Annotated in this window: 12 protein-coding genes and 1 tRNA gene; 11 read left to right on the forward strand and 2 right to left on the reverse strand. The window is 63.7% G+C overall.

Annotated elements, in window-relative coordinates:
• Nucleotides 1-23: 23 nt before the first annotated feature.
• The 3 genes from HF680_RS13950 (at nt 24) to HF680_RS13960 (ending at nt 2,272) form a co-directional block, all read left to right on the forward strand.
• Nucleotides 24-1,193 (forward strand): isovaleryl-CoA dehydrogenase, encoded by a 1,170-nt coding sequence (locus tag HF680_RS13950; protein ID WP_045811313.1) that lies wholly within the window; start codon nt 24-26, stop codon nt 1,191-1,193.
• A gap of 29 nt (nt 1,194-1,222) precedes the next feature.
• Nucleotides 1,223-1,408 carry a DUF3008 family protein gene (locus HF680_RS13955; protein WP_039247297.1) on the forward strand — a complete coding sequence of 62 codons (186 nt, stop codon included), beginning with the start codon at nt 1,223-1,225 and terminating at the stop codon, nt 1,406-1,408.
• 99 nt (nt 1,409-1,507) lie between these two features.
• Entirely contained in the window at nt 1,508-2,272 is a 765-nt protein-coding gene (locus tag HF680_RS13960) for an exopolysaccharide biosynthesis protein (protein WP_205196293.1), read from the forward strand.
• Nucleotides 2,273-2,522: 250 nt separating this feature from the next.
• On the opposite strand, the gene flaF is transcribed toward HF680_RS13960, so the two are convergent.
• Nucleotides 2,523-2,888 (reverse strand): flagellar biosynthesis regulator FlaF, encoded by a 366-nt coding sequence (gene flaF / locus HF680_RS13965; RefSeq protein ID WP_185225474.1) that lies wholly within the window; start codon nt 2,886-2,888, stop codon nt 2,523-2,525.
• A complete protein-coding gene (gene flbT / locus HF680_RS13970) occupies nt 2,848-3,270 on the reverse strand; it encodes a flagellar biosynthesis repressor FlbT (RefSeq protein ID WP_045811316.1) in 423 nt (140 codons plus the stop codon). The genes flaF and flbT overlap by 41 nt, the downstream gene beginning before the upstream one ends.
• Nucleotides 3,271-3,426: 156 nt before the next feature.
• On the opposite strand from flbT, the gene HF680_RS13975 reads away from it, so the two are divergent.
• From HF680_RS13975 to HF680_RS14010, 8 genes are all read left to right on the forward strand, one after another.
• Complete coding sequence (locus HF680_RS13975; protein ID WP_185225475.1) at nt 3,427-3,870, forward strand: hypothetical protein; 444 nt, start codon at nt 3,427-3,429, stop codon at nt 3,868-3,870.
• A gap of 12 nt (nt 3,871-3,882) precedes the next feature.
• The gene (locus HF680_RS13980) at nt 3,883-4,077 is read left to right on the forward strand and encodes a hypothetical protein (RefSeq protein WP_045811317.1); all 195 of its coding nucleotides are present in this window, start codon (nt 3,883-3,885) and stop codon (nt 4,075-4,077) included.
• Between the two features lie 63 nt (nt 4,078-4,140).
• Complete coding sequence (locus tag HF680_RS13985; RefSeq protein WP_185225476.1) at nt 4,141-5,001, forward strand: AAA family ATPase; 861 nt, start codon at nt 4,141-4,143, stop codon at nt 4,999-5,001.
• 73 nt (nt 5,002-5,074) lie between these two features.
• Complete coding sequence (locus HF680_RS13990; protein ID WP_185225477.1) at nt 5,075-5,872, forward strand: methyltransferase type 11; 798 nt, start codon at nt 5,075-5,077, stop codon at nt 5,870-5,872.
• Nucleotides 5,873-5,966: 94 nt separating this feature from the next.
• Nucleotides 5,967-6,608 (forward strand): YfbR-like 5'-deoxynucleotidase, encoded by a 642-nt coding sequence (locus tag HF680_RS13995; RefSeq protein WP_088582949.1) that lies wholly within the window; start codon nt 5,967-5,969, stop codon nt 6,606-6,608.
• Nucleotides 6,609-6,612: 4 nt separating this feature from the next.
• Nucleotides 6,613-7,545 (forward strand): NUDIX hydrolase, encoded by a 933-nt coding sequence (locus HF680_RS14000; RefSeq protein WP_185225478.1) that lies wholly within the window; start codon nt 6,613-6,615, stop codon nt 7,543-7,545.
• 87 nt (nt 7,546-7,632) lie between these two features.
• Nucleotides 7,633-7,722 (forward strand) — tRNA-Ser (locus HF680_RS14005).
• 209 nt (nt 7,723-7,931) lie between these two features.
• A complete protein-coding gene (locus HF680_RS14010; RefSeq protein WP_185225479.1) occupies nt 7,932-8,624 on the forward strand; it encodes an IS6 family transposase in 693 nt (230 codons plus the stop codon).
• The last annotated feature ends 591 nt before the right edge of the window (nt 8,625-9,215 follow it).

Below are 9,215 nucleotides of genomic sequence, written 5' to 3' on the forward strand. Positions count from 1 at the left end.
TGCGCGATGCTACGCCCTAGCGCATGAGCATTCCCTTCGCGCCCCAATCCATGGAATTCGGCCTTGGCGATAACGCCGACGCCATCCGCGACACCACCGCCCGCTGGGCCGCCGATCGCCTGGCGCCGCTGGCCGCCGAGATCGACGATAAGAACGCGTTCAAACGCGAACTCTGGCCCGAAATGGGCGAGCTGGGCCTGCACGGAATCACCGTCGAGGAAGAGTTCGGCGGCCTCGGCCTGGGCTATCTCGAACACGTCGTCGCGATGGAGGAAGTGTCGCGCGCCTCGGCCTCGATCGGCCTCAGCTACGGCGCCCACTCCAACCTGTGCGTCAATCAGATTCGCCGCTGGGGTACGGCCGAGCAGAAGCAGAAATATCTGCCCAAGCTGATCAGCGGGGAACACGTCGGTTCATTGGCCATGTCCGAGGCCGGATCAGGCTCCGACGTCATGTCGATGCGCACTCGCGCCGAAAAGAAGGGTGATCGCTACGTTCTGAACGGCACCAAATTCTGGATCACCAACGCGCCCCACGCCGACACCCTCGTCGTCTATGCCAAGACCGATCCGGACGCGGGATCAAAGGGTTGCACCGCCTTCCTGATCGAAAAGGGCATGAAGGGTTTCAGCGTCTCCAAGAAGCTGGACAAGATGGGCATGCGCGGCTCGGACACCGCCGAACTGGTGTTCGAGGATTGCGAAGTGCCCGAAGAGAACATCATGGGTCCGCTGGGCGGCGGCGCCGGCGTGCTGATGAGCGGCTTGGATTATGAGCGCGCCGTTCTGGCCGCCGGTCCGCTCGGCATCATGCAGGCCGCGCTGGACGTGGTTTTGCCCTACGTCCGCGACCGCAAGCAGTTCGGAAAGCCGATCGGCTCGTTCCAGCTGATGCAGGGCAAGATCGCCGACATGTACGTCGCCCTGAACAGCGCCCGCGCCTATGTCTACGCGGTCGCCCGTGCCTGCGACGCCGGCCTGACAACGCGCTACGACGCGGCGGGCGCCATCCTGCTGGCGTCCGAAAATGCGGTGAAGGTCACGATGGAGGCCGTTCAGGCCTTGGGCGGCGCCGGCTACACCAAGGAATGGCCGGTTGAACGACTGGTCCGCGACGCCAAGCTCTATGACATCGGCGCCGGCACCAACGAGATTCGCCGCTTCCTGATCGGACGGGAACTGCTGGGCGGCTGACGGCTTGTCTCCGCACAAGGAGACAGACCATGCCCGCCAAATCCGCCGCTCAGCAAAAGGCCGCCGGCGCCGCCCTGTCAGCCAAACGTGGAGATACGCCGAAGTCAAAGCTGAAGGGCGCGTCCAAGTCCATGGTCGAGTCCATGACGGAAAAGCAGCTGGAAGACCTGGCGGAGACCAAGCGCAAAGGCAAACCCGAGCACGTGCAGGACTGAGACACAGTCGATTTATCTGACCGCCTGTCCGTTCTGTAAGTGGCGATCCGCGCGCCGACCGCCTAGATGGGCGCAATCTCCAGCCGAGCGCCCCGTCTGATGCCCGCCCAACCGCCTCCTAACGACGACCTGCGGCGGTTCTCCGACGTTCTTGAAGACCTCGGCCACGCCCCAGAACCCAAGCTGACCATGGCCGAACTGGTCGCGTCGTTCGGCGAGCGCGGATTCGGGGCCATGATCCTGATCCTGTCGCTGCTGGCGCTTTTGCCCTGGCCGCCCGGCGGCAAGGCGGTCTTCGCCGTGCCGATCATCCTGATGTCGCTGGAACTGGCCTTCCAGAGACAGAGCGTCTGGCTGCCACGCTGGATGTTGAAGGCCTCGGTGTCCCGCGCCGCCTACACGTCCTTGATCGCCACGCCGTTCGCAGCCCCGGCCTGGCTGCGTCGCTGGGTGCTGTCTGCGAAGGTGCGGATCGCCGGGCGCCGTTACATCTTTTCCGACGGCGTGAGGCGCGCCGTTCGCAGACGGCCGAATGGCCTGAGCGTCCTGAAGATGGTCCGCGCCATCGAACGCTTGACCCGCCCACGCCTGCCGCTGCTGACCGGCGATGTCGCCGACACCTTCACCGGCCTGGTGTGCGTCGTGCTGGCCCTGATCATGGCCTTGCCCATTCCGTTCGGAGACGCCCTGCCCGGTATCGCTCTGGTTCTGTTCGCCTTGGGCATGATGCAGCGCGACGGGGTCGCCATCCTGCTCGGCGTCGTCGCGACCGCCGCCAGCGCCCTCTATCTGTTTTTGATCTGGGCGACGGTGGTCGAGGTGGCCGAGCACCTGACCGGCTGGTTCACCAAGCTGCTGCACTGACGGCGACAAAAAGGGCCGCCGGGTTTCCCCGACGACCCTTCATTGCCTGACCGCGAACGGTCCGGCCGCAACTCAGTCTGAAAGGCTCAGACCAGACCCTCTCCGAGGGCCAGGGTCGCGGTCGCCGCTCGCGATTGATGACAATGAGACACTGGATCACCTCCTTTCGACTGTTGAACAGGGAGGTGAAACATAAGACGGCTCAACGCCTTGCGCCAATGGGCTTCGCGCTTTCGTGAACGCGTGGCGATTACTGCGTCGGCGACGCCCCGCCGGACAGGCCCTGCATGATCATGCGATTGATATCGATCAGATCCTGAAAGCTCTCTTCACCCCGCATGATCGCCGAGGAATGCCGATTGATGAACAGGCTCAGGGAAATGATCTGCGCGCGCATCGGAGCGCCCAGGGCGTTGCTGGGGTCGCTGCACTCGCCGGCCAGCGTCGACCAGAGGCGCCGGTTCCAGTCCAGCGCGTCGATACGGGTGGCGATGTCGGATTCGTCGACGGTCGAGGCATGAACCAGAGCGCGCGTGACCTGACCGAACAGACGGTACTCCAGGTCGCGCGGGCTCTCAGCCCTCGCTGTCGCCGCTGTGTAGGCCTGAAGCGACATTCAGCACTCTCTCTTCATACTCGACAATCTTACGCGCCGACATCAGGGCCTTGTAGTATTCGCGCGCCAGCACATGACGCGAGGCCGAGACGCATTCGGCCAGGATGTCGGGGTTCTGCGTCGCGCCCATGAATTCGGTGATCCGCAGAGCCAGTTCGTCAAAGAATTTCGACGCCGAACTCTCGTCCAGATACATCATCATGATCGGGAAATAGATGCGGCGTGCGGGCGTGGTGACGTCCTCGGCCTGCATGATGTCCTTCTCGCGCAGGACGCTGGCGCGGTTCTGGAGGATCAGCACGCCGCGACGATCGCCGTTCTGGACCACTGCGCCATTCAAAACGAACTTCTCGCCGGGTTTCAGCGACAGCTTTAAGGCCATTGAGGACCGTACTCCAGTCGTGGTCGAGCCGGTCGCGCACGACAGCTCCGAGTGAATCAGACCCTACCCCGGCATCGGTTAACCATCCCTTGTGAGATCGATCCGCTGGAACGCGTATCGTCGCCGTTGCGTTGGCTTGTCGAACAGGAGACGACCATGCCGGACAACGACTACCAGGACGATCAGGAACAGTCTGAGACATTCGACGAAACCCATCTGGACGACGATGGCGACGGCGAATTTCTGCTGGATGAAGCCGACCAGGTGCTGGACGTGACCCAGGCCGATGGCGACGCCGACGACGAGGATTTCGACGAGGACGCCGAGATCGATCTGGATGACCAGCTGGCCCTCGACGGCATCGAACGTGAAGCCGACGCCCTGTTGGGCGTGGATGGTGAAAACCGTGATCAGATCGACGCCGAAGGCGGGCCTGCGACAGCGCAGGATGAAGTCGAGCTCGTCTATTCGGGCCTGATGGAAAATGAACGCGGCGCACAGGCCAGCGCCGCCCATTGGGAGGCCAAACGGCTCTCGGACGACGACATCACGGACCTGGGATACGGCCCGGACGGCGATCAAGACGCTCCGGCGCGATAAGGAGAGAATGACATGACCGACGACAAAGCCCGTCACGACGCCTCGACCGACGCTCCGCACGCCAAGCGGACGACCTCGCAGGACGGCGTGCCGGACCAACTCGACAAGATCGACAAGTCCGAAAGCCGCCAGGAGGCGCTGGTGGATGAGGGTCTGGAAGAAACCTTCCCCGCCAGTGATCCGGTCTCGGCCAAGCGCATCACCTGATCGCTGTTCACGACGCGGACGATCCGCTAACCCACTTCGTGGAAACACGGAGTGGGTTTTTCTATGAGCCGTTTCGAAGGCACGGACCGTTACATCGCCACGAGCGACCTCAAGGTCGCGGTGAATGCTGCGGTCGCGTTAGAGCGTCCCCTGCTGATCAAGGGCGAGCCCGGCACAGGCAAGACGGTCCTGGCCTATGAGATCGCCAAGGCCTTCGACGCGCCGTTGATCACCTGGCACGTCAAATCCACGACCAAGGCCCATAACGGCCTTTATGAATACGACGCCGTCAGCCGGCTGCGCGACAGCCAGCTGGGCGAGGAGCGCGTTCATGACGTGCGCAACTATCTGAAGAAGGGCAAGCTGTGGGAGGCCTTTACCGCCCCTGCCCGCTCCGTCCTGCTGATCGACGAGATCGACAAGGCCGACATCGAGTTCCCGAACGACCTGCTGCAGGAACTGGATCGGATGGAGTTCTACGTCCAGGAAACGGACGAGACGATCCGCGCCGAAGTGCGTCCCATCGTCATCATCACCTCGAACAATGAAAAGGAGTTGCCCGACGCCTTCCTGCGCCGTTGCTTCTTCCACTTCATTCGCTTCCCCGACGCAGAGACCCTGTCGGCTATCGTCGATGTGCACTTCCCCGGCATCAAGCCGCGCCTGGTTTCGGAGGCGTTGAAGACCTTCTACGAAATCCGCGATACGCCGGGCCTGAAGAAGAAGCCGTCCACCTCGGAGCTTCTGGATTGGCTGAAGCTGCTGCTGGTCGAGGATATCGACGCCGAGACCCTGCGTGAGAAGACGCCGAACAGGCTGATCCCGCCGCTGCACGGCGCGCTGCTGAAGAACGAGCAGGACGTGCATCTGTTCGAACGTCTGGCGTTCCTGAATCGACGCGAAGGCTCGCGCCCCGGCGGCTGACCCGGTGATTACCGCGATTTCACTGGATCACGCGGCCGCAGCGGGCAGAATGGAGGCCAAGAGAGGTTCGACCATGCGTCATATCCTGCTTTATCTAGCCCTCAGCGCCAGCCTTGCCGCCTGTGACGGCGACAACTCGGTCCGCATCACCACCACCTCCTCCAGCGAGGATCAAAGCGCGGGCGTATTGAAGGTGATCGACGCCCTGCAATGCCCCGACAGTCTTGGCGTCCTGACGCGAAAGGGCCTGGCGGCGGCGGGCGGCGCGAACTGCGTCTATGGCGGCCCCAAGGGCGCCGACGTCGTGCTGCATCTGGTCAAGCTGGATGGTCGCTCCGTCGATGACGTGCTGCGGGACTTCGAAGCGCGCGCCAGCGCCGATCTGCCCCATACGGTCGCGCGCCTTGCTCCCGGAGCCGGAGATGCGCCGCCGCCAGCGATCGAGGCAGGCGATACGACTTCGGTCCAGGCGCCTGGTGTCGACATCAAGACGCGCGGCGAAGACGCCTCGGTCCGCCTGCCAGGCCTGAAGATCGAGACCCAGGGCGATAACGCCAGCGTCCGCATCGGCGGCATAAACATCCAGTCCAAGGACGGACAAAACGTCCGCACCGAAACCTCGACGGTCAGCGTGGACGCCAACGACAATTCCACGCGCGTGCGCACCCGTGCGCCGGGCGCGGCGACGCGCATGACCTATATCCTGGCTGACGATCAGCCCGGCGATGCGGGCTGGCGACAGGTCGGCTTCGAAGCGCGCGGCCCCAGCGGCGGCCCGATCGTCATCGCCGTGGTCAGGTCCAAGGATCGCCGAAACGACGGCATTTTCGATGACGCCAAGGAACTGGTTACGCTGAACGTCGGACGCTGACGCGGCGATTTCCTGCGCCGTCTGGTCCCTCCCGCTTGATCCCGGCGTATCTTTGCGTCACCTGACCAGCCGACAAGCGATCAGGACACGCGATTTGGCCGAGCGCCCCAACAAGAAGAACGCCCCCCGCGCCTGGCAGCGCATGCTGTCCGGTCGTCGCCTGGATCTGCTGGACCCGTCGCCGTTCGACATCGAGATCGAGGACATCGCTCACGGCCTGGCGCGCGTCGCCCGCTGGAACGGTCAGACCATCGGCGAACACGCGTTTTCCGTCGCCCAGCACTCGTGCGTGGTCGAAGAGATCGCCGCCCACATCAAGCCCGGCCTGGATCCGAAATGGCGTCTGGCCGCCCTGTTGCATGACGCGTCGGAATACGTCATCGGCGACATGATCTCGCCGTTCAAGGCGGCGCTCGGGGCCGGTTACAAGGACTTCGAGGCCAAGCTGGAAGCCGCGATCCACCTGCGCTACGGCCTGCCACCCAAAACGCCGCAGACGATCAAGACGCTGATCAAGAAGGCCGACAAGGCCTGCGCCTTCTTCGAGGCGACGCAGTTGGCGGGCTTCACCGAAAAGGAATCGCTGGGCTTCTTCGGCAGCCCGCCCGAGGGCTACAGCCTGACGATCGAACCCCAACCCGCGCCGGTCGCCCAGGCCCGCTATCTGGAACGCTATCGCGTCCTGGCGGGCGCCGTTGGCCTGATCCCCGCCGACGACGCCTGGCACACGGAATAGCGCAATGACCGAAGGGGCGGAGGACGGCGTTCGCATCGGTCTGTCGGCGGTCGTGATGACCCTGAAAGATCGGCAGGCCGTCGTCCTGACCACCCCGACCGAGGACGGTTCGCGCGCCCTGCCCTTCGGGCCGTTCGATCCGGTGCGCGACCGAACCTTCGAGCGCGCCCTGCGGGACTTTGTGACCGCCCAGACCGGGTTCCGGCTCGGCTTTGTCGAACAACTCTACACCTTCGGCGACGCGGGCCGCGCCTCGCCGCGCGCCACCCCCGGTCCTGGCCGACACAGAGAGGTCTCCGTCGGCTATCTGGCCCTGACGCCCGACGCCGCGGAAGGCCAGACCCACGACGCCCGCTGGGACGCTGTGTTCGAATTCTTTCCTTGGGAAGACCGGCGCGGCGGTCAAGACGCGCGAATCACAGAAGGCTTGCACGCCTGGACCGATGGCGACGAGCACCGCCTGGCCCGCGCTCGCGCCCTGTTCGCCCTGACGCCCGATCATCGCTGGAACGAGGAGCGGGTCCTGGAGCGATATGAACTGCTCTACGAAGCGCGTCTGGTCGCCGAGGCCTGGCGCGACGCCGACCTGACGCCTACGCAGCCCATGCCGGGCCGCATTATGTCGTCCGATCACCGGCGCATCCTGGCGACAGCGCTCGGCCGGCTGCGCAGCAAGCTGAAATACCGCCCGGTCCTGTTCGATCTGACGCCTGGCGTCTTCACCCTGTCCCAACTCCAGGCGGGCGCTGAGGCCGTGTCGGGCCTCAGCCTGCACAAGCAGAATTTCCGTCGCGGCGTGGAGCGGACAGGCTTGGTCGAACCCACCGGACAGCTGTCTTCCACCACGGGCGGCCGGCCCGCCGAACTGTTTCGATTCAAGGGCGTGGACGCCCAGACCGGCGCCGCGCCGGGCCTGTCTTTGCCCGCTCAAAGATAGCGTCGGATTTCTTTCACAGACGGGTTGCGAAGCGCTGCGGCTCCGACTAGAGAAGCCCCTCGCTCGACCAAGCGATATCGGCGCCGCGGAGAGGTGGCAGAGTGGTCGAATGTACCGCACTCGAAATGCGGCGTGCCTGGAAGGGTACCGTGGGTTCGAATCCCACCCTCTCCGCCATTTCCGATTGAATTATTTATATAATTTACCCCGATAGGGCTTCCGGCCCACATCCCTCCCCTCAAAAGATGAGGCGGGTCTGTGCTGTCAGTCTGACCCCCGGTTGGTGCTGGCGCGGAGGTGCTGGCAGTCTAACGGGGGTGCTGTCAGTCTAACGCTAACTTGTCTCCACTCAGGCAGCCTTAAGGCCTGATCGGAGATCGCATTTCGTGAAGCCACTATCCTTCAAACGCCACCGCTACCCTGCCGACGTGATCCGCCATGCCGTCTGGCTTTACTTTCGCTTCAGCCTGAGCCTTCGCGACGTTGAAGAGCTTCTCGCGGCACGGGGCGTGGATGTCAGCTACGAGACCATCCGCTGCTGGACGATCAAGTTCGGACCGCTGATCGCTCGACGGCTGAAGAGGCGCCGGCCGACGCCGTCGCCACGCTGGCATCTTGACGAAATGGTCTGCTGGATCGGTGGCCGACGGATGTATCTGTGGCGCGCCGTCGATGACGAAGGCGAAGTTCTCGACCTCGTCGTTCAGCGACGAAGGAATACGGAAGCGGCGTTGGCACTGCTGGGGCGCCTGCTGCGCAACCAGCCCATTGAGCCGGAAAAGATCACGACCGATGGCCTGCTGTCCTACGGCGCGGCGCTTCGAGAGCTTGGTCTCGCTCAGATCCACCGACCGGGCTGCCTCAGAGAAAACAATCGGATCGAGAACTCACATCTGCCGATCCGACGACGAGAACGGCAACAACAGGGCTTCAAATCTCAAGCTTCAGCCCAGCGATTCCTCACCATCCACGCCGCGATCTACAATACCTTCAACGTCCAGCGTCATCTGATCAGCCGCCCGACCCTTCGCCGCTTCCGCGCCGAGGCGGACGCCGCTTGGGCGAGGGCGGTCGCTTAGATCGGCCAGAGTTAGGCGAACTTCATCCGCACCCGGTTAACCTGACAGCACCCCCTGCACGTCGTAGAAGTAGGTGTCTCTCTGCTGCGCCTGGGCCGAAGATCCAAGCCCCAGCACCGCCAGACATGCCCACCCCATCAGCCCCTGCCTCACCGCGATCCTCTCATCCCGTTTGACGAACAGTGGTTCAGAAAGCGACCCCAACGGTCAAGCTGACCCCCGATCACGTGCGCGTGAGAGTTGTTGGATTAACTCGTATAGGGAACGGCCCGTGCGCGACTTTCTCGTGCTGGCGCGCACGAACGAAACTGCGTCTAAGCTGGAGTTCCGTTTCGTTGAATGCCGCTTAGGCGCAAAGACCCCTGCCCTCCTTTGCTCACCGAAGTCTGCAATGCGCCAGGAGCGGTCATTCACTGGGTGCCGGAAACACGTCATTCATCGGTGCAGTCTGAGCCTGGGTACGTCCGCTTTTTGGTCCCATGCCTTTGGCCGCTTCCGACCGAGGCTGTGTGAAAACGCCTCCAGCTCGAGCGAATTAGCTTATTCTCCCGAGGTCAGCAGGAGGTGGGTATGGGCCGCTTCGTTCAGGGT

Source organism: Brevundimonas huaxiensis (genome assembly GCF_014218725.1).
Taxonomy (GTDB): domain Bacteria; phylum Pseudomonadota; class Alphaproteobacteria; order Caulobacterales; family Caulobacteraceae; genus Brevundimonas; species Brevundimonas huaxiensis.